A 19463-nucleotide genomic window follows, 5' to 3' on the forward strand; every position below is an offset into this window, starting at 1 on the left:
GCTTCTCGCCCGGCACGTCGCAAACCGCGACCCCGCTCCACGTCGCCGCACATGAGCCGCGCGGATCAGGACTTAAAGATCATCTCGGCGTCGCTTGGCGCGCATCCCGTCGCACCCCAGTCAAGAGCATCGACTCGACCGCTGAGCGCACCGCACCCGGCGCCCGCCGCACCTCGGGCACCGGCGCGAACGGACCCCCGCGGGGCGGCCGGTCGCTGTGGGCCGGCCGCCCCGGTCTCCCGTGGGGTGACGGTCAGTCCGCCGATGCGGCCCAGCCGCTCGCCTCCATGCGCCGGGCATCGGCCGGCCGGCTCTCGTCGAAGGCCGTACGTCCGCCGTCCTCGACCCGGATGGCGTTCACGTACACCCCGCGGCCGACGTACAGCTGATCCGTCGTGTACCGCCAGCGCAGCCGCAACTCCCCGCCGCGCCATTGCGCGAGGTCCGCCTCCAGCCGGTGCCAGACCCGGCCTGACCAGCCCGAGACCGACCCCGTCGGATGCGGTTCGGGCTGCTCCGTCCGGTTGGGCGAGGCCGGGAGGGTGGTGAAGGGGACCGGCTGCCAGGTGGCCCCGCCGTCCGCCGATCCCTCCAGGAAGAGGAAGTCGGAACCGGGCTCGGTGTCCCACCACAGCGCGCAGTTCAGCCGGGCCCGCGAGGACTTCAGGCCGAGCTGCGGGAGCGTCAGGGTGGCCGACGAGGCGCTTGCCAGTCCGGAGAACCATGCCTTACGGCCCCGGGCAGGGCGGACCGCGACCGCCCGGGCCATCTGGTTGGCGGTGGCCACACGCGGTGCACTGCCGGAGCGCCAACTGCGCACCGGGTGAACCGAGTTGCCCAGCACGATCAGGAACGAGTCCGTGGTCGGGTCGAGAACCAGACTGGTGCCCGTGAAGCCGGTGTGGCCCGCTGTGCGCGGGGTGGCCATCGCCCCCATGTACCAGTGCTGGTAGAGCTCGAAGCCGAGGCCGTGCGCGTCGCCGGGGAACGCGGTGTTGAAATCCGTGAACAGCAGGTCAACCGACGCGGCCGAGAGGATCCTCGCGCGGCCGTAGACCCCGCCGTTGAGCAGGGTTCGGGCGAGGATCGCCAGGTCCCAGGCGCAGGAGAAGACCCCGGCGTGGCCTGCGACGCCGTCGAGGCTGAACGCGTTCTCGTCGTGCACCTCACCCCAGACCAGTCCGCGCTCCAGCCCGGACCAGGGGAGACGCGCGTCCTCGGTCGCCGCGATCTTCGGTTTCCAGGAGGCCGGCGGGTTGTAGCGGGTGCGGTGCATCCCCAGCGGAGCGGTGATCCGTTCCCGGAGCAGCACGTCCTCGGTCAGACCGGTGATCTTCTCCAGCACCAGCTGCAACGAGATCAGGTTGAGATCGGAGTAGAGGTACGTCGTGCCGGGCGGGTTCGCCGGTACCTCGTTCCAGATCAGCTCCAGCTTCCCCTCGCGGGTCGGCGCCTTGTACAGCGGGATCCAGGCACGGAATCCCGAGGTGTGCGTGAGCAGCTGACGGATGGTGATGTCCTGCTTGCCGCCGCCGGAGAAGTCGGGGAGGTACGAGGCGACCGTCGCCTCCAGCTCCAGCGTGCCGCGCTCGATCTGCTGCACGGCCAGGATCGACGTGAAGAGCTTCGACACCGACGCCAGGTCGAAGACGGTGTCCTCGGCCATGGGGATCTGCTGGTCCGCCGGGAACTCCACGCCGGTGTCGGTCTTCTCGTCGTACGCCGCATAGCGCACCGCCTTGCCGATCGGCTGGTGCAGGGCCACCGTCCCGCCCCGCCCCGCGAGCAGTACGGCACCCGCGTACCAAGGGTGCTTCGGCACGTCGGCGAGGTATCTCTCCGCTTCGGTGACGAGCCGGTCGAGCGGCTCCTGCAAGAGCCCCGCACGGGCGGCCGAACCGCGCCGGAGCGTCGGCGCGGTCCGGCCCGCAGGGCTCTTTGCCGCGGCCCCTGTGCTCATGTCCGACGACCCCGTCCCCGACTCCGTGGCAGACGCCGCTGCCGCAAACGGGATGGGCGCCAGGGCGAGTGCTCCGCCCAGGGCCAGCATCCCACCGCCCAGCCTCCTTCGGCTGATGCCCCCGCCCGCCGTGTCCTCGGTCATCCGGAACCCCTTCCCCATGCGTGAAAGTAACTTTCGAAATCTCTTCCGAGCGTGAAACTTCCTGCCGAGGCAGAGAGTACTGTCACCCTCCGCCGTCCCGAAGGCCCCGGGAGTCACAAAGAATCTGACACTGCATCAGAAAACCTCTTCCCTCGGTTGTCGGACTGCGGCATCCTGCCGCCCATGGAGACGGAGCTGAGTCAAAAACTGGGGATCGAGCACGCCATCTTCGGCTTCACGCCGTTCCCGGCGGTGGCCGCGGCCATCACCCGGGCCGGTGGATTCGGCGTGCTCGGCGCGGTCCGTTACACCGCCCCCGACGACCTCGCACGCGACCTCGACTGGATGCAGGAACACACGGACGGCAAGCCCTACGGCCTCGACGTCGTCATGCCCGCGAAGAAGGTGGAGGGCGTGAGCGAGGCCGAGGTGGAGGCGATGATCCCGCCCGGCCATCGGCAGTTCGTCCAGGAAACCCTCGCCAGACACGGAGTGCCCGAACTCGCCGACGGGGAGGCCTCGGGATGGCGCATCACGGGCTGGATGGAGGAGGTCGCCCGCAACCAGCTCGACGTGGCGTTCGACTACCCCGTCAAGCTCCTCGCCAACGCGCTGGGCTCGCCCCCCGCCGACGTCGTCGCCCGCGCACACGATCAGGATGTACTCGTCGCCGCGCTCGCCGGAAGCGCCCGGCACGCCCGCCACCACGCGGACGCGGGCATCGACATCGTCGTCGCCCAGGGATACGAGGCGGGCGGCCATACCGGTGAGATCGCCTCCATGGTCCTCGTACCGGACGTGGTCGACGCCGTGGGGCCGCTCCCGGTCCTTGCCGCGGGAGGCATCGGCAGCGGTGAACAGATCGCCGCGGGACTCGCCCTGGGCGCCCAGGGAGTCTGGCTCGGCTCCCTCTGGCTCACCACCGAGGAGGCCGATATGCACTCCCGGGCACTGACCGCCAAACTCCTTGCCGCGGGCTCGGGCGACACCGTCCGCTCGCGCGCCCTCACCGGCAAACCCGCGCGTCAGCTCCGTACCGAATGGACCGACGCCTGGGACGACCCGTCGGGGCCCGGCACCCTGCCCATGCCGCTGCAGGGGCTCCTGGTCGCCGAGGCCGTCTCGCGTATCCAGAAGTACGAGACGGGCGCCCTGCTCGGCACGCCCGTCGGCCAGATCGTCGGCCGGATGAACACCGAACGCAGCGTGCAGGCCGTCTTCGACGACCTGACCCTCGGCTTCGAACGAGCCATCGACCGGATCAACCGCATCGCCGGACGGAGCGCCTCATGAACCAGCCGCCCAACGGCTTCTGGGCCCAGGCCACCGCCGACCCCGACCGCACGGTCCTGGTCGCGCCCGACGGGGGGACATGGACCGCGGGCCGGCTGCACGCCGAGGCCAACCGCATGGTCCACGGACTGCGCGCGGCCGGCCTCGAAGAGGGCGATGCCTTCGCGGTCGTCCTGCCCAACGGCGTCGAGTTCCTCACCGCGTACCTCGCCGCCTCGCAGGCGGGCTTCTACCTCGTCCCGGTCAACCACCACCTCGTCGGGCCGGAGATCGCCTGGATCGTCTCCGACTCCGGTGCCAAAGTGCTGATCGCCCACGAACGCTTCACCGAGGCCGCGACCGCGGCCGCCGACGAGGCGAAGCTGCCCGCGAGCCACCGCTACGGAGTCGGTGCGGTCGACGGCTTCCGTCCGTACGCCGAACTGCTCGCGAACCGGCCGGTGTCGCCCCCGCAGGGGCGCACGCTCGGCTGGGTCATGAACTACACCTCCGGGACCACCGGCCGCCCCCGTGGCATCCGCCGGCCGCTGCCCGGCAAGCTCCCCGAGGAGAGCTACCTGGGCGGCTTCCTCGGCATCTTCGGCATCAAGCCGTTCGACGGGAACGTCCACCTGGTCTGCTCACCGCTCTACCACACCGCCGTACTGCAGTTCGCGGGCGCAGCCCTGCACATCGGCCACCCCCTCGTCCTGATGGACAAGTGGTCGCCCGAGGAGATGCTGCGGGCGATGGACACCCACCGCTGCACCCACACCCACATGGTCCCCACCCAGTTCCACCGCCTGCTCGCCCTTCCCGACGAGGTGAAACGGGGCTACGACGTCTCGTCGATGCGCCACGCCATCCATGGCGCGGCCCCCTGCCCCGACCACGTCAAGCGGGCCATGATCGAATGGTGGGGCCGCTGCGTGGAGGAGTACTACGCGGCCAGCGAGGGAGGGGGAGCCTTCGCCACAGCCGACGACTGGCTGAAGAAGCCGGGCACCGTCGGCCGGGCCTGGCCGATCAGCGAACTCGCGGTCTTCGACGACGACGGAAACCGGCTCGGCCCGGGCGAGCTCGGCACCGTCTACATGAAGATGAGCACCGGCGGCTTCAGCTACCACAAGGACGAGGGCAAGACCAGGAAGAACCGCATCGGCGACTTCTTCACCGTCGGTGACCTCGGCGTCCTGGACGAGGACGGCTACCTCTTCCTCCGCGACCGCAAGATCGACATGATCATCTCCGGCGGGGTGAACATCTATCCGGCGGAGATCGAGAGCGCCCTGCTCAGTCATCCCGCCGTCGCCGACGCCGCCGTCTTCGGCATCCCGCACGCCGACTGGGGCGAGGAGGTCAGAGCCGTCATCGAGGCCGCAGAGGGACACGAGGCGAGCGATGAACTCGCCGCCGAGATCCTCGGTCACTGCGACGGGCTGCTCGCCGGATACAAACGACCCAAGACGCTCGGCTTCATCACCACGATGCCCCGCGACCCCAACGGAAAGCTGTACAAACGGCGGCTGCGCGAACCGTACTGGGAGGGCCACGCCTGACAGCCTCGGCCGGTCCCGCCCACCGAGCCGGCCCCGTCCGCTGGCAGTCACGGCGCATGAGCCCGAGCGCGGCCATCCGGTCACTGACGAGCCGGCGGACCGCGGTCGTGCCGCTGATCGCCGCGCTCGCGCCGGTGTTCAGCAGGGGCGTGAGCCGGCGCCTCTCGTTCGGATCATGCCAGGCCGGCGGGGCCCGGCACGCACACCTGCGGCGTTGTCGTCGGTCACCCGTGCTCCCGCGCGTGAGCACAGGCGCACGGCGGGCGCTCCAGTACGTCCGTCAAGATCCCCGTCGGTATCCGAGACCTTGACCCCGGGGCCCCGCGCCGCACAGGATCACGCCATGACCGGTGTACGCAGCAGCACAGTCGACGGCGTCCTGACCCGCAGCGCACGGCGCACCCCCGAGCGGACCGCCCTGCGGTACGCCGACCGGGCCTGGACCTACCACGGTCTCGACGAGGCGGTCAGCACCGCGGCCGCCGTCCTCATGGACGGGCACGGACTGCGCCCCGGGGACCGGGTCGCCTCCTACGCGCACAACTCCGACGCGTACCTGATCGCGTACCTCGCCTGTGCCCGGGCCGGGCTCGTCCACGTGCCGGTCAACCAGAACCTCACCGGCGAGGATCTCGCGTACATCCTGAGCCAGTCCGGCAGCGCCCTGGTGCTCACCGACCCGGACCTCGCCGGCCGTGTCCCGCCGGGGCATGCCGTACGGCCGCTCCGCGATGCCCCCGGCTCGCTCCTGACCGAGCTCGGCACTCCGCGCCCCTTCACGTCCGCGCACGAACCGTCGGCGGACGACCTCGTCCAGCTGCTCTACACCTCCGGCACCACCGCCCTGCCCAAGGGCGCGATGATGACGCACGGCGCCCTCGTCCACGAGTACGTCAGCGCCGTCACCGCTCTGGACCTGCGCGCCGCCGACCGGCCCGTGCATGCCCTGCCGCTCTACCACTCGGCGCAGATGCACGTGTTCCTGCTGCCCTACCTCGCGGTCGGTGCCGAGAACACGATTCTCGACGCTCCGGACGCGGCCCGGATCTTCGACCTCGTCGAGTCCGGACAGGCGGACAGCCTCTTCGCCCCGCCCACCGTCTGGATCGGTCTCGCCAACCACCCGGACTTCGCGGCCCGCGACCTCGGTGGCCTGCGCAAGGCGTACTACGGGGCGTCGATCATGCCCGTCCCGGTGCTGGAACGCCTCCGAGAACGTCTTCCGGAACTCGCCTTCTACAACTGTTTCGGGCAGAGCGAGATCGGCCCCCTCGCCACCGTCCTGGGACCCGACGAGCACGAGGGCCGGATGGACTCCTGCGGCCGGCCCGTCCTCTTCGTCGAGGCCAAGGTCGTCGACGAGAACGGCAAGGACGTCCCGGACGGCACCGCGGGTGAGGTGGTCTACCGCTCGCCCCAGCTGTGCAGCGGTTACTGGGACAAGCCGCAGGAGAGCGCCGACGCCTTCCGTGACGGCTGGTTCCACTCCGGCGACCTCGCCGTCCGAGACGCGGACGGCTACTTCACCGTCGTCGACCGGGTGAAGGACGTCATCAACTCCGGTGGCGTCCTCGTCGCCTCCCGCCAGGTCGAGGACGCGCTCTACACCCACCCAGCCGTCGCCGAGGCCGCCGTCGTAGGGCTGCCCGACGAGCGCTGGATCGAGGCCGTCACCGCCGTCGTCGTCCTGCGCGGGGAGGCCACGGAGGCCGAACTGATCGACCACGCCCGAGGGAAGCTCGCCCACTTCAAGGCCCCGAAGCGGGTCGTGTTCGTGGACGGTCTCCCGCGCAACGCCAGCGGAAAGATCCTCAAGCGGGAGCTCCGCGACCGTTTGGCCTGAGAGGATCCGGAATCCTGCCGGCGGACGCGCGCGGCCCGGACACGACCGGGCCGCCGGGTTGATCTCCCGAAGCACCCGACGGAGGCCCGACCGGGTCGAGAGCGCCGCCGGCGGCGATACGCCGAGGAACTGGTCGATGCCCGCCCACGCGCCCAGGCGGAAGGTCAACTCCCCGGCTTCGCACGCTCGTCCACGATCCTCCTGAACTTGCCGACGGACCTCTCCAACGTCTCCGGATCGAGGATCTCGACCCCGACCGAGACCCCGATCCCGTCCTTGACGGCGGCCGCGACCGACGTGGCGGCCGCCGCCCGCTGTTCCGGTGTCGCCCCGGCCCGCGCCTCCGCCCGCACCGTCAGCACGTCCAGCCGCCCCTCGCGGGTCAGCCGCAGCTGGAAGTGCGGCGACACCCCGGGTGTGCGGAGCACGATCTCCTCGATCTGCGTCGGGAAGAGGTTCACGCCGCGCAGGATCACCAGGTCGTCGCTGCGCCCGGTGACCTTCTCCATCCGCCGGAAGACCCGGGCAGTGCCGGGCAGCAGCCGGGTGAGGTCGCGGGTCCGGTAGCGGATCACCGGCATGGCCTCCTTGGTGAGCGAGGTGAACACCAGCTCACCCTCCGCCCCCTCGGGCAGCACCTCGCCGGTGAACGGGTCGACCACCTCGGGATAGAAGTGGTCCTCCCAGATGTGCAGGCCGTCCTTCGTCTCCACGCACTCCTGCGCCACACCCGGGCCCATCACCTCGGACAGCCCGTAGATGTCGACGGCGTCGATCGCGAACCTTTCCTCGATCTCCCGGCGCATCTCCTGCGTCCACGGCTCCGCCCCGAAGATCCCCACCTTCAGTGAGGTCGTCCGTGGGTCGACGCCCTGGCGCTCGAACTCGTCCAGGAGCGTGAGCATGTAGGACGGCGTCACCATGATGATCTCGGGCCGGAAGTCCTGGATCAGCTGCACCTGCCGGGCCGTCATGCCGCCCGAGGCCGGAATGACCGTGCAGCCCAGGCGCTCCGCGCCGTAGTGGGCTCCGAGACCGCCGGTGAACAGCCCGTACCCGTAGGCGACATGGACCTTCTGCCCGGGCCGCCCGCCGGCTGCCCTGATCGAGCGGGCCACCACGTCCGCCCAGGTGTCCAAATCCTTCTCGGTGTAGCCGACGACCGTCGGGCGGCCCGTCGTCCCGCTGGAGGCGTGGATCCGCCGCACCTGTTCCTCCGGCACCGCGAACATCCCGAACGGGTAGTTGTCGCGCAGATCGGCCTTGGTGGTGAACGGGAACCGGGCCAGGTCGGCCAGCGAGCGGCAGTCGTCCGGGTGCAGCCCCGCCCGGTCGAACGCCTGTCGGTAGTGACCGACATGGTCGTACGCATGATGCAGGGTGGCCCGCAGCCGCTCCAGCTGCAGCGCCGCCAGCTCCTCGCGGCCCATCCGTTCCGCCGCGTCCAGCAGAACCGTCATGCGGATCTCCCTCGTTCTGTGCACCGTGCAGACGACCGATCATTCGGTCGTTCCTTCCGGGAGCAGTAATTCAGGATCTTCCCCGGTGTGGCAAGGGGTGCGACGCATCCGATCCGCGCCGCGGATACGCCCGTACCGAACACGGGCTGCGTCACCCGGTCGGCCCTGTTTGGATGGGTCCATGCCGACCTTTTGCACGTACGACGGGACCGAGCTCGCCTATCACGTCATGGGGGAGGGCGCGCCGCTGATCTGCCTGCCGGGTGGCGCCATGCGGGCCGGTGCCTACCTCGGGGACCTCGGCGGACTCTCCGGCGTACGGCAGCTGATCGTGCTCGATCTGCGGGGGACCGGGGGCTCCGCCGTACCGGACGACATCTCCACCTACCGCTGCGACCGGCTCGTCGAGGACGTCGAGGCGCTGCGCCGGCACCTCGGGATCGACCGTGTCGACCTGCTCGCCCACTCGGCGGCCGCGGACCTCGCCTCGCTCTACGCCGCGCGCTACCCGCAGGCCCTGCGCAGCCTGATCCTCGTCGCGCCCACCACGAGGGCGGTCGGCTTCGCCTTCGCCGAGCGCGAGGCCCGGGAGGCCGCCGCGCTGCGCAGCTCGGAGCCCTGGTATCCGCAGGCACTCCTGGCTCTGGAAGAGATCTGGGCGGGACGAATGACCCGCGAACTGCGCTCCGCAGCACGGCCGTTCCTCTACGGGCGCTGGGACGATGCCGCGCAGGCCCACGCGGCATCGTCCGCGCGGCAGATCAACACCGAAGCGGCACACGCCTATTACGGGGAGGGGGCGTTCGACCCCGTCGCGACGGTCGCCGCCCTGCGGGCCCTGCCGGCCCCGGTGCTCGTCCTCGCCGGTGAGTACGACGGCGTGACCACGCCCGACCGTGCCGCCGAACTGGCCGCGATCTGCCCGGAATCGGAGTTCGCCGTGCAGCGTGGAGCCGGGCACTTCCCCTGGCTCGACGACCCGGGCGCGTTCGTCCGTACCGTCACCGCATTCCTGGATCCGGACGTGCACAGCGTCCAGGCAGGTGGGATCAGGCTCGCCTACCGGGTGTGGGGCGACCCCTCCGCGCCGCCCGTCGTCCTCGCCCACGGACGCTGCGGCGACGGCACCACCTGGACCACTGTCGCCGAACGGCTCGCCGCCCGACACCGGGTGTACGCCTTCGACTTCCGCGGACACGGACTCAGCGACTGGCCCGGCCGCTACTCCTTCGAGTTGTTCCGCGACGACCTGCACGCCTTTCTGGAGGCCCGCAACCTCTCCGGTGCCACGGTCGTCGGACACTCCATGGGCGGCGCCGCGGCGTATCTGCTGGCCGAACGGCAGCCCGGCCTCATCGGCCGCCTCGTCATCGAGGAGGCGCCGCCGCCCTTTCCTCTCGACCCGCCCCGCGCACCGGCCGAACGTCCCACCGGGGAGCTGGACTTCGACTGGCCCCTCGTGCCCTCCACCGACGCCCAGCTCAACGAACCGGACCCGGCCGGCCGTGAACTCCTCGGCGAGATCACCGCCCCCACGCTCGTCATCGGCGGCGGACCGGGGAGCCAGATCGCCCAGGAGGACCTCGCCTGGATGGCCGGCCGGATCCCCGGCGCCAGGCACGTGACCATCGACGCGGGCCATCTCGTGCACACCGAACGACCGGAGGAATTCCTCGCTGCCCTCCGGTCGTTCGGTGTGGGCTGAGTGCCCGCAGCCCGCCGGCGGCGTCAGTCCCGGCGCAGCAGGGCCACCATCACCTCGTGCAGCGCCGAGTCGGCGTCCTCGACGCCCGACTCCGCCCGCCAGGCGACGAACCCGTCGGGGCGCACCACCACGGCGCCCTCGGCGCTCGTCCCGTGCGCCTCTGCCCAGTCGACACCGTCCTCCGGCTCCAGATCGCCGCCCGGCCCTGTGCCGATCCCGAACGCGTCGAGCCGCACGCCCAGCCGGTCGCCGACCCGCGCCGCCGCCCGGCGCCACGCCACGTCCGCGGCGTCGGTGAGAAGCACGAACGACCGCTCGTACAGGTCCAGCGTGGAGATCCGCTCACCGGCACGGCGGACCCACAGGTGCGGGGCCCTGCTGCCCGGTTCACCCGACAGCTGCACGCCCTCGGGCACCACGGGCCACTCCGGTCCGATGCCCAGCACCGCGCCGTCCACATAGCGGTAGCCCAGCGCCACGTTCAGCATCCCGCCGCGCTTGCCGCCACCCACCGTCGGCGGAGCCGCGTAACCCGGGTGGCTGTGCTCACCGGATCGTGCCGAGGCCCTCTCGCTCGTCGCCCGTGCCACCGGCCGCCGCTCGGCCTCGTACGTGTCCAGCAGGCCCGGGCCCGCCTCCCCGCGCAGCACGGCCGCGAGCTTCCACGCCAGGTTGTGCGCGTCCTGGATGCCGGTGTTGGAGCCGAACGCCCCCGTGGGCGACATCTCGTGCGCCGAGTCGCCGGCGAGGAAGACGCGGCCCCGTGAGTAGCGGTCGGCCACCCGCTCCGCCGCGTGCCACGGCGCCTTGCCGGTGATCTCCACGTCGATGTCCGGCGCCCCCACCGCCTTGCGGATGTGCGCCACGCACCGCTCGTCCGTGAAGTCCTCCAGCGTCTCGCCCCGGGCGGGCTGCCACGGCGCGTGGAACACCCATTCCCGCTCGTTGTCCACCGGCAGCAGCGCGCCGTCCGCTTCCGGGTTCGTCAGGTAGCAGACGATGAAGCGCCGGTCACCCAGCACATCGGCGAGCCCGCGCGAGCGGAAGGTGATGCTCACGTTGTGGAACAGGTCACCGGCACCCGAACGGCCGATGCGCAACTGCTCGCGGACCGGGCTGCGCGGACCGTCGGCGGCGATCAGGTAGTCCGCCCGCACACTCGTGTGCTCACCCGTCTCCCGGTTCTTCAGGACCGCCCCGACCCCCGTCCCGTCCGGGTCGAACGACAGCAGCTCGGTGGAGAACCGCAGATCGCCGCCCTGTTCCCGGGCCCGGTCCAGCAGGACCGGCTCCAGGTCGTTCTGGCTGCACAGGCACCAGCCGCTCGGACTGAAGCGGGCGAGTGCGCCACCCGGGTCGATCTCCTTGAACAGCCACTCCTGGTCGTCGCCGGTCAGTGAACCGGCCTGCAGAATGCCGTGGTTCTCCGCCAGGACGGACGCGGCCGCCCGGATCTGCGGCTCCACCCCGGCCCTGCGGAAGATCTCCATCGTTCGGACGTTGTTGCCGCGGCCCCGTGGGTGTGTAGAGGTGGCGGCGTGCTTCTCGACCAGCAGGTGCTCGACGCCGAGCCGGCCGAGGAAGAGGGACGCGGAAAGGCCCACCAGGGAGCCCCCCACGATGAGGACCGGTACATGGACGTCGACGTTCTCGTTCATCAGTTGCTCCAGCTCGGACGCCGTACAGATGCAGTGTCCATGCCCCCGTCCGAGCCCTGTAGGAGCGGTTCGGACGCCCGCTCACCTGAACGGTTCATAAATCTCGCGTCAGCCGGACCAGCGTTTCACGATCGGTCACGGAGACGTCGCCCATGGTCCGGGCGGACCGTGCGCACCCGCCGGGAGACTCCCCGCTCCGACCCCAGCTCGACGGTTCCCACCGGCACGGCCGGTTTCTCGCCTCGTCTCGAAGGAGTTCGCAAGATGACCACCACGCTCTCGGAACGGACCTCCCAATCCGCCTTCGACGGATCAAGGCTGCGGGTCATCCTGCTGCTTGACCTGCACGACGGCGCCCAGAAGCAGTTCCTGGAGGCGTACGAGCACATGCGCAACCAGGTCGCCTCGATCCCCGGCCACATCAGCGATCAGCTGTGCCAGTCCATCGAGAACCCCTCGCAGTGGCTCATCACCAGCGAGTGGGAGAGCGCGCCGCCCTTCCTCGCGTGGGTCAACAGCGAGGACCACGTCGCCACGGTCCAGCCCCTGCACAGCTGCGTGCGCGACACCCGCTCGCTGCGCTTCAGCGTCCTGCGCGAGACCGGTGCGGCCTTCGAGGAGAGCTTCGAGCCCGTCAAGGGCGGCCTCCAGGCCGCGCCCCGCCTCGGGGACGGGGTGGTGCGCCACGCTCTGACCTTCACCGTCAAGCCGGGCACCGAGGAGATCGTCGCGAAGATCCTCGCCGACTACGACTCCCCGCAGGCCCGGGTCGACGAGCACACCCGACTGCGCCGCACCTCGCTGTTCATGCACGGCAACCGGGTGGTGCGCGCGGTCGAGGTCGAGGGCGACCTCCTCGCGGCCCTGCGCCACGTCTCCCGCCAGCCCGAGGTCCGGGCGGTCGAGGAGGCGATCAACCCGTACCTGGAGCAGGACCGCGACCTGGCCGACCCCGACTCCGCCAGGATGTTCTTCACCCGGGCGGCCCTGCCCACCGTCCACCATGTGACGACGGGCCGGCACGCAGCCGGGGAGCGCAAGCGCCACGCGCTGTTCTACCAGGCCAAGGAGGGCTGCGGAATGGCGCTGGCCCGCCTTCTGGCCGAGCACGACGAGGAGGAGGCCGACAACACCGGCAGCCCCATCGAGAGCAGCACGATCTTCCAGCGCGACGACATCGTGGTGCGTCTGCTGGAGGTGGGTGGTCCGCTTGACGCGCAGCCCGCCAAGGCCCTCGGCATCCACGGCCCCGGCAAGGCCGCCCGGCTCGCCCGCCTCCTCGACGGCGAGGCGAATGCCGTGCCGGCGAGCGACGCGGACGCCGCACGCTTCCTGGCCCGGTCCGAGATGAAGCTGATCACCGACCGCCGGGCCGCGGAGTCCTGAGCCGCGCGGCAGCACCCTGGGGGGTTCTCGCTCAACCCGTCGACTCAACGCGCCAAGCGCCAGGAGGAAAGCACTCATGACCATGCACCGGCCACGCATCGTGGACCTCAGTGAGACCCAGCCCAACACCAGGCGCGGGGGTGACCTGCGCGCCCTTCTCACCCCGACGGCCGTGGGCGCCACCAGCGGCTTCATGGGGCTGGCCATCATTCAGCCCGGCGACCGCATCGCGGAGCACTACCACCCGTACTCGGAGGAGTTCGTCTACGTCGTGGACGGGCTGCTCGAAGTGGACCTGGACGGCGAGCCGTACGCGATGCGACGGGACCAGGGGCTGCTGATTCCCCTGAACGTACGCCACCGCTTCCGCAACGTCGGTGACGTCGAGGCGCGCATGGTCTTCCACCTCGGTCCGCTCGCGCCCCGCCCGGAACTCGGCCACGTCGACACCGAAGTCACCGAGTCGGCCGAGCGGGGCGCGCCGCCGGAACGTACCGAGGCCGCCTCATGACCCGGCGCGTGGCCGTCACCGGCGTCGGAGTCGTGGCCCCGGGCGGGATCGGCACCCCCGCCTTCTGGGACCTCCTCTCCAACGGCCGCACCGCGACCCGGGGCATCACCCTCTTCGACCCGGCCGGCTTCCGGTCCCGGATCGCCGCCGAGTGCGACTTCGACCCGGCGGCGTACGGGCTGGACGAGGAGGAGGTCGCCCGAGCGGACCGCTACGTGCAGTTCGCGATGGTGGCCGCCCGCGAGGCACTCGCCGACGCCGGCCTCGACGTGGAGCGGACCGACCCCTGGCGCGTCGGCGTCTCGCTCGGCACCGCGGTGGGCGGTACCACCCGGCTGGAGCACGACTACGTCGCCGTCAGCGGCAGCGGAGCACGCTGGGACGTCGACCACCGCCCGGCCGGGCCCCATCTGGAGCGCGCCTTCTCACCCAGCTCGCTGGCCTCGGCCGTCGCCGAACAGGTCGGCGCGCACGGGCCGGTGCAGACCGTCTCGACGGGCTGCACCTCCGGGCTGGATGCGATCGGCTACGCCTTCCACTCCATCGAGGACGGCCGCGTCGACGTGTGTATCGCCGGGGCGTCGGACTCGCCGATCACCCCGATCACCGTGGCGTGCTTCGACGCCATCAAGGCGACCTCGGCCAACAACGAGGACCCGGAGCACGCCTCGCGGCCCTTCGACTCCCGCCGCGACGGCTTCGTGATGGGTGAGGGCGGAGCCGTACTCGTCCTGGAGGAACTGGAACACGCCCGTGCCCGCGGTGCGACGGTGTACTGCGAGATCTCGGGCTACGCGACCTTCGGCAACGCCTACCACATGACCGGGCTGACCCCGGAGGGTCTGGAGATGGCCGAGGCCATCAACCGGGCGCTCGGGCACGCCGGGATCGCCGCGTCCGACATCGACTACGTCAACGCACACGGTTCGGGCACCAAGCAGAACGACCGGCACGAGACGGCCGCTGTGAAGCGGGCGCTCGGCGCCCACGCCCACGAGGTACCGATGAGCTCCATCAAGTCGATGGTGGGCCATTCCCTCGGGGCGATCGGCGCGATAGAGATCGCCGCCTGTGTGCTCGCCCTGGTCCACCAGACGGTGCCGCCCACGGCGAACTACGAGTCCCCGGACCCCGAGTGCGACCTCGACTACGTGCCCCGCACCGCGCGTCCGCTGAAACTGCGCAGCGTCCTGTCGGTCGGCAGCGGATTCGGCGGTTTCCAGTCCGCGGTGGCCCTGACCAGAAGCGGTGGGAGGACACCATGAGCACCCGCAAGGCCCGGCGCACCGTCGTCACCGGCATCGGCGTCGTCGCCCCCAACGGCACGAGCACCGAAGCCTTCTGGAAGCGGACGCAGGAAGGCATGAGCGTCCTGGACCGGGTCACCCGCGAAGGGTGCGAGCAACTGCCGCTGCACGTGGCCGGCGAGGTCCGGGGCTTCGACCCGGTCTCGCTGATCGAGGAGCGCTACCTCGTGCAGACCGACCGGTTCACGCACTTCGCGATGGCCGCGGCCGACATGGCCCTGGACGACGCCCGGCTCGGTCGCGCCGACTACGAGGACCGGCCGTTCAGCGTGGGCGTGGTGACCGCCGCCGGTTCCGGCGGCGGCGAGTTCGGCCAGCGCGAGCTGCAGCGGCTGTGGGGCCAGGGCTCCAAGTTCGTCGGCCCCTACCAGTCGATCGCCTGGTTCTACGCCGCCAGCACCGGCCAGATCTCCATCCGTGGCGGCTTCAAGGGGCCGTGCGCGGTGGTGGCCAGCGACGAGGCCGGCGGCCTCGACGCCCTGGCGCACGCCGACCGGTCCGTCCGGCGCGGCACCGACGCGGTCGTGGTCGGCGCGGCGGAGGCCCCGCTCGCGCCCTACTCCGTCGTCTGCCAGCTCGGTTACCGCGACCTGAGCACCGCCGAGGAACCGACGCGGGCCTACCGCCCGTTCACCTCGGACGCCTGCGGATTCGTGCCCGCCGAGGGCGGCGCGATGTTCGTGGTCGAGGAGGAGACGGTGGCCCGCGAGCGCGGTGCCCGGGTCCGCGCCGAGATCGCCGGTCACGCGGCCACCTTCACCACCGCGATGCGCTGGGAGGAGTCCCGCGAGGGGCTCGCCCATGCCATCGAGGGTGCACTGCGCGAGGCCGGCTGCGCGCCCGAGGAGATCGACGTGGTCTTCGCGGACGCCCTCGGCGTTCCGGCAGCCGACCGGGCGGAGGCGCTGGCGCTGGCCGACGCGCTCGGCCCGCACGGCCGGCGCGTCCCGGTGACCGCACCCAAGACCGGTATCGGACGGGCCTACTGCGGAGCCCCCGTCCTGGACACGGCCGCCGCCGTCCTCGCCATGGAGAACGGCCTGATCCCGCCCACGCCCAACGTCTTCGAGGTGTGCCACGACCTCGACGTGGTCATGGGCCGGGCCCGCCCCGCCGAACTGCGCACGGCCCTCGTGCTCAGCCGCGGCCTCATGGGCTCCAACGCGGCGATGGTGCTCCGGCGCCCCGCGTGAGCCCCACCGACACCCCTCGTGAGAAGGAGAAGCCCCTCATGACCGACCGACTGACCTACGAAGAGCTGGCCGCCCTGATGAAGAAGGGCGCCGGACTGACCGTCGACCCGCGGGAGATGGAGAACCGGTCCGGCACGGCCTTCGACGAGTTCGGCCTCGACTCGCTGGGTCTCCTGGGCATCGTCGGTGTCCTGGAGAACCGGCACGGGCAGCCGCTGCCGGCTGACGCCGACCGCTGCAAGACGCCCCGTGAGTTCCTCGACCTCGTCAACAACAGCCTCATGACAGGAGCCTGAAGTGTCCGGACACACCGAGAACGAGATCGTCATCGCCGCCCCCCTGGACCTCGTCTGGGACATGACGAACGACCTGGAGAACTGGCCCCAGCTGTTCAGCGAGTACGCCTCGGTCGAGGTCATCGAGCGTGACGGCGAGCGGACCACGTTCCGTCTGACGATGCACCCCGACGAGAACGGCAAGGTGTGGAGCTGGGTCTCCGAGCGCACCACGGACCGCCCCGGCCGTACGGTCCGGGCCCGCCGCGTCGAACCCGGACCGTTCCAGCACATGGACATCCGGTGGGAGTACTCCGAGGCCCCCGGCGGCACGCGCATGCAGTGGACGCAGGACTTCGCGATGCGCCCCGACGCCCCGGTCGACGACGCGTGGATGACCGACAACATCAACCGCAACTCCCGTGTCCAGATGGAACTCATCCGGGACAAGATCGAGGACCGCGACCGTGAGCGCCGCACTGCCGCGGTCCCGGCCAACTGACACACCGCCCGCCGGCGGCCGGCCGCCCGGCCCTCGTGGCCGGGCCCCGGACCGCGTACCAGAAAGGCCCGCCCGATGCACCACGCTCTGATCGTCGCCCGGATGGCGCCGGAATCGGCGCCGGACATCGCCGAGCTGTTCGCCGCCTCCGACAGCAGTGAGCTGCCGCACCTGGTGGGCGTCACCCGGCGCAAGCTGTTCCAGTTCGGCGATGTGTACCTGCACATGATCGAGTCCGAGCGGCCGCCCGGGCCGGAGATCGCCAAGGTGACCGAGCACCCTGAGTTCAAGGGCCTCAGCGACCGGCTCACCGCCTTCATCAGTCCCTACGACCCGCAGACCTGGCGGGGGCCGAAGGACGCGATGGCGCACGAGTTCTACCGCTGGGAGCGCGACACCAACGCCTGACGACGCAGATCGCCCCGGGTCCGGCCACAAGGCCGGACCCGGGGCGTTCCGGTGCTGTCCGGAAGGAACGCGTCAGTCCGGGATCACGCACTCGAACGCGTGGAGGTACGGGTTGACGGGCCGGATCTCGCCGATCGCCAGCCCTGCGTCGGAGAGCCGCTCGACGAGGCTCTGCCGGGTGTGCTTGGCACCGCCGACGTTCAGGAGCAGCAGCAGGTCCATGGCGGTGGTGAACCGCATCGACGGCGTGTCGTCGACGAGGTTCTCGATGACGACGACACGGGCACCGGGACGGGCGGCCGCGATGACGGCGCGCAGCGCCCTGCGGGTGCTGTCGTCGTCCCACTCCAGGATGTTCTTGATGATGTAGAGATCGGCCGCCACCGGGATGCCCTCGCGGCAGTCACCGGCCACGATGCTCGCCCGGCCGGAGAGCGGACCGCCGTCGCGCAGCCGTTCATCGGCCCGTGCCACCACACCCGGCAGGTCCATCAGGGTGCCGCTGACCGACGGGTGCTTTTCCAGCAGGCTCGCCAGCACGTGCCCCTGACCACCGCCGATGTCGGCGACGACCGACACCCCGGTGAGGTCGAGCAGAGCGGCTACGTCCAGCGCGGACTGCATGCTGGACGTCGTCATGGCCCGGTTGAACACCTGGGCCGACTCGTGGGCGTCCTCGTGGAGGTAGTCGAAGAACTCCTTGCCGAACACGTCCTCGAAGACATTCCCGCCGGAGCGCACCGCGTCGTCCAGGCGGGGCCAGACCTCCCATGTCCACGGCTCCGTGCACCACAGCGAGATGTCCCGCAGGCTGTTCGGGTCGTCCTTGCGCAGCAGCCGGGACATTTCGGTGTGGGCGAAGGTGCCGTCGGCGTTCTCGGTGAAGATGCCGTAGCAGGAGAGGGCGCGCAGCAGCCGTCGCAGCGGGCCGGCTTCGGTCTTCACCACGGCGGCGAGCTCGTCCGCGGTGGCGGGCTTGTCTCCCAGCGCGTCCGCGACACCGAGCCGGGCGGCGGCGCGCACGGCCGCGGAGCGCGCCGCGCCGAACACGATCTCGCGCAGCCGCATGGCCGGCTGGGGGGTGGGGACGGGCTGGACGGGAGTGGTGGTGGGGGTGGTGCTCACGGTGGTCATACCGTCTCGCTTCTCCTTGTGCGGGGGGACACCGGTCAGCACATCCCGGCCGGTGCGGAGGTGGTGCAGACATTGCCGGTGAAGCGGTTGCCCGTACCGGTGTCCTGGTTCGCCAGGTCCGCCGGCCGGTTGCCCAGGACCGTGTTGTCGCTGATGGTGTTGTCGGTGTTCTTCGCGCCCACGAAGCTCTTGAACAGCACGACGCCGCCCGAGAGCGGGGTGGCGCCCACGTTGTCGCGGATCACGTTGGACCGCACCACGGTGGCCTCGGTGCCGGTGAGGACGATCCCCGATCCCTGGATCGCGGGCAGCCGCTCGGTGGCGGCGCAGAACTTGTTGTTGCCGGTGATCCGGTTGGACCGGATGGTCATGGCGCCGGCCTGCGGCTTGCCCTCGTCGCCCACGACGAACACGCCGCTGCAGTTGGCGGTGAAGGTGTTGTGGGTCACCGTCAGGTTCCGCACGCGCCGTGCGGTGAACCCGATCCGGTTGTCGGTGAGTGTGTTGCCGCGGACGCGAGTGCCGCCGGTGTCGGTGGCGCCGCCCTCCTCGTCGACGCTGTTGGCGACGAAGATGCCCGCGTCGCCGTTGGAGCGGGCGGTGTTGTGCCGGATGTCGGAGTGGGTGGACCGCTGCTGCGCGATGCCCCAGACGCCGTTGGACCGGGACGTCACCGAGCGGACCTCCAGTCCGTCCGTCCAGGACGCCCAGACGCCGCTTCGGGTGAAGCCGGACACGGTCAGCGACCTGATGGACACGTCGTCCACGCTGTTCTGTGCCGAGCCCAGCACACAGATTCCGTTGCCGGCCTTCGCGCAGGCGTTCTCCGTCCGGTTCCCCTTCGCGCCGGGCTTGATGACCGTCCGGTCCCCGGAGCCGCGCAGGGTCAGTCCGGGCGTGGTGATCAGCACGCTCTCCCGGTAGGTGCCGGGTCGGATGAAGATGGTGTCACCGGGCTGTGCGGCATCCACCGCTGCCTGGATCGACTGGCCCGGACGCACCACGTGGCCGCCCGCGGCGACGGCCGGGACGGACGGCGCGACGACGCCCAGTCCGGCGGCCGTGGCGGCTGCGATGCTCACGAGGCATTTGATGTTTTGTTTCCTCATGAGCCGAAGCTATGGGCGATCCCACCCCGATGCCACG

16 protein-coding genes are annotated in these 19463 nt (G+C 70.9%); 11 read left to right on the plus strand and 5 right to left on the minus strand.

Features of this window, described 5'->3' with window-relative positions; all coding sequences use genetic code 11:
* Window positions 1-253: 253 nt before the first annotated feature.
* On the minus strand, window positions 254-2104 hold the full coding sequence (locus OG538_RS34730; RefSeq protein ID WP_406099593.1) for a serine hydrolase: 1851 nt from the start codon (window positions 2102-2104) through the stop codon (window positions 254-256).
* Window positions 2105-2287: 183 nt separating this feature from the next.
* Between OG538_RS34730 and OG538_RS34735 the strand changes: the two genes are divergently transcribed.
* The 3 genes from OG538_RS34735 to OG538_RS34745 all read left to right on the plus strand — a co-directional run bounded on the left by OG538_RS34735 (window position 2288) and on the right by OG538_RS34745 (window position 6778).
* Window positions 2288-3397, plus strand: coding sequence for an NAD(P)H-dependent flavin oxidoreductase (locus tag OG538_RS34735; RefSeq protein ID WP_406099595.1), 1110 nt, complete (start codon window positions 2288-2290; stop codon window positions 3395-3397).
* Window positions 3394-4935, plus strand: a complete 1542-nt coding sequence (locus OG538_RS34740) for an acyl-CoA synthetase (protein WP_406099596.1) — start codon at window positions 3394-3396, stop codon at window positions 4933-4935. Before OG538_RS34735 ends, OG538_RS34740 begins: the two co-directional genes overlap by 4 nt.
* A 343-nt stretch (window positions 4936-5278) precedes the next feature.
* Window positions 5279-6778: an acyl-CoA synthetase gene (locus OG538_RS34745; protein ID WP_406099597.1), complete on the plus strand. Its 1500-nt coding sequence runs from the start codon at window positions 5279-5281 to the stop codon at window positions 6776-6778.
* Between the two features lie 164 nt (window positions 6779-6942).
* Here OG538_RS34745 and paaK read toward each other — a convergent pair whose 3' ends face one another.
* Window positions 6943-8238: a phenylacetate--CoA ligase PaaK gene (paaK, locus tag OG538_RS34750; RefSeq protein ID WP_406099598.1), complete on the minus strand. Its 1296-nt coding sequence runs from the start codon at window positions 8236-8238 to the stop codon at window positions 6943-6945.
* A gap of 181 nt (window positions 8239-8419) precedes the next feature.
* On the opposite strand from paaK, the gene OG538_RS34755 reads away from it, so the two are divergent.
* Complete coding sequence (locus tag OG538_RS34755; protein WP_406099599.1) at window positions 8420-9943, plus strand: alpha/beta fold hydrolase; 1524 nt, start codon at window positions 8420-8422, stop codon at window positions 9941-9943.
* A 23-nt stretch (window positions 9944-9966) separates the two neighbouring features.
* On the opposite strand, the gene OG538_RS34760 is transcribed toward OG538_RS34755, so the two are convergent.
* On the minus strand, window positions 9967-11601 hold the full coding sequence (locus OG538_RS34760; RefSeq protein WP_406099600.1) for an FAD-dependent oxidoreductase: 1635 nt from the start codon (window positions 11599-11601) through the stop codon (window positions 9967-9969).
* Between the two features lie 264 nt (window positions 11602-11865).
* Here OG538_RS34760 and OG538_RS34765 point away from each other — a divergent pair, with 264 nt between their 5' ends.
* The 7 genes from OG538_RS34765 (at window position 11866) to OG538_RS34795 (ending at window position 17183) form a co-directional block, all read left to right on the plus strand.
* The gene (locus OG538_RS34765) at window positions 11866-12987 is read left to right on the plus strand and encodes a SchA/CurD-like domain-containing protein (RefSeq protein WP_351391398.1); all 1122 of its coding nucleotides are present in this window, start codon (window positions 11866-11868) and stop codon (window positions 12985-12987) included.
* Window positions 12988-13063: 76 nt separating this feature from the next.
* A complete protein-coding gene (locus OG538_RS34770; protein ID WP_136326870.1) occupies window positions 13064-13498 on the plus strand; it encodes a cupin domain-containing protein in 435 nt (144 codons plus the stop codon).
* Entirely contained in the window at window positions 13495-14763 is a 1269-nt protein-coding gene (locus tag OG538_RS34775; RefSeq protein WP_406099601.1) for a beta-ketoacyl-[acyl-carrier-protein] synthase family protein, read from the plus strand. Before OG538_RS34770 ends, OG538_RS34775 begins: the two co-directional genes overlap by 4 nt.
* The gene (locus OG538_RS34780) at window positions 14760-15998 is read left to right on the plus strand and encodes a ketosynthase chain-length factor (protein ID WP_406099602.1); all 1239 of its coding nucleotides are present in this window, start codon (window positions 14760-14762) and stop codon (window positions 15996-15998) included. Before OG538_RS34775 ends, OG538_RS34780 begins: the two co-directional genes overlap by 4 nt.
* A 38-nt stretch (window positions 15999-16036) precedes the next feature.
* The gene (locus OG538_RS34785) at window positions 16037-16294 is read left to right on the plus strand and encodes an acyl carrier protein (RefSeq protein ID WP_359079804.1); all 258 of its coding nucleotides are present in this window, start codon (window positions 16037-16039) and stop codon (window positions 16292-16294) included.
* Window position 16295: 1 nt separating this feature from the next.
* Window positions 16296-16775 (plus strand): SRPBCC family protein, encoded by a 480-nt coding sequence (locus OG538_RS34790; RefSeq protein WP_406099603.1) that lies wholly within the window; start codon window positions 16296-16298, stop codon window positions 16773-16775.
* Window positions 16776-16850: 75 nt separating this feature from the next.
* Window positions 16851-17183: a TcmI family type II polyketide cyclase gene (locus tag OG538_RS34795; protein WP_406099604.1), complete on the plus strand. Its 333-nt coding sequence runs from the start codon at window positions 16851-16853 to the stop codon at window positions 17181-17183.
* A 72-nt stretch (window positions 17184-17255) separates the two neighbouring features.
* On the opposite strand, the gene OG538_RS34800 is transcribed toward OG538_RS34795, so the two are convergent.
* Together OG538_RS34800 and OG538_RS34805 are read right to left on the minus strand one after the other, a co-directional pair.
* The gene (locus OG538_RS34800) at window positions 17256-18317 is read right to left on the minus strand and encodes a methyltransferase (RefSeq protein ID WP_406099605.1); all 1062 of its coding nucleotides are present in this window, start codon (window positions 18315-18317) and stop codon (window positions 17256-17258) included.
* A gap of 35 nt (window positions 18318-18352) precedes the next feature.
* Entirely contained in the window at window positions 18353-19426 is a 1074-nt protein-coding gene (locus OG538_RS34805) for a nitrous oxide reductase family maturation protein NosD (RefSeq protein WP_406099606.1), read from the minus strand.
* Between the last annotated feature and the right edge of the window lie 37 nt (window positions 19427-19463).

Origin of the sequence: Streptomyces sp. NBC_01013 (genome assembly GCF_045162765.1) — a bacterium.
Lineage (GTDB): Bacteria > Actinomycetota > Actinomycetes > Streptomycetales > Streptomycetaceae > Streptomyces.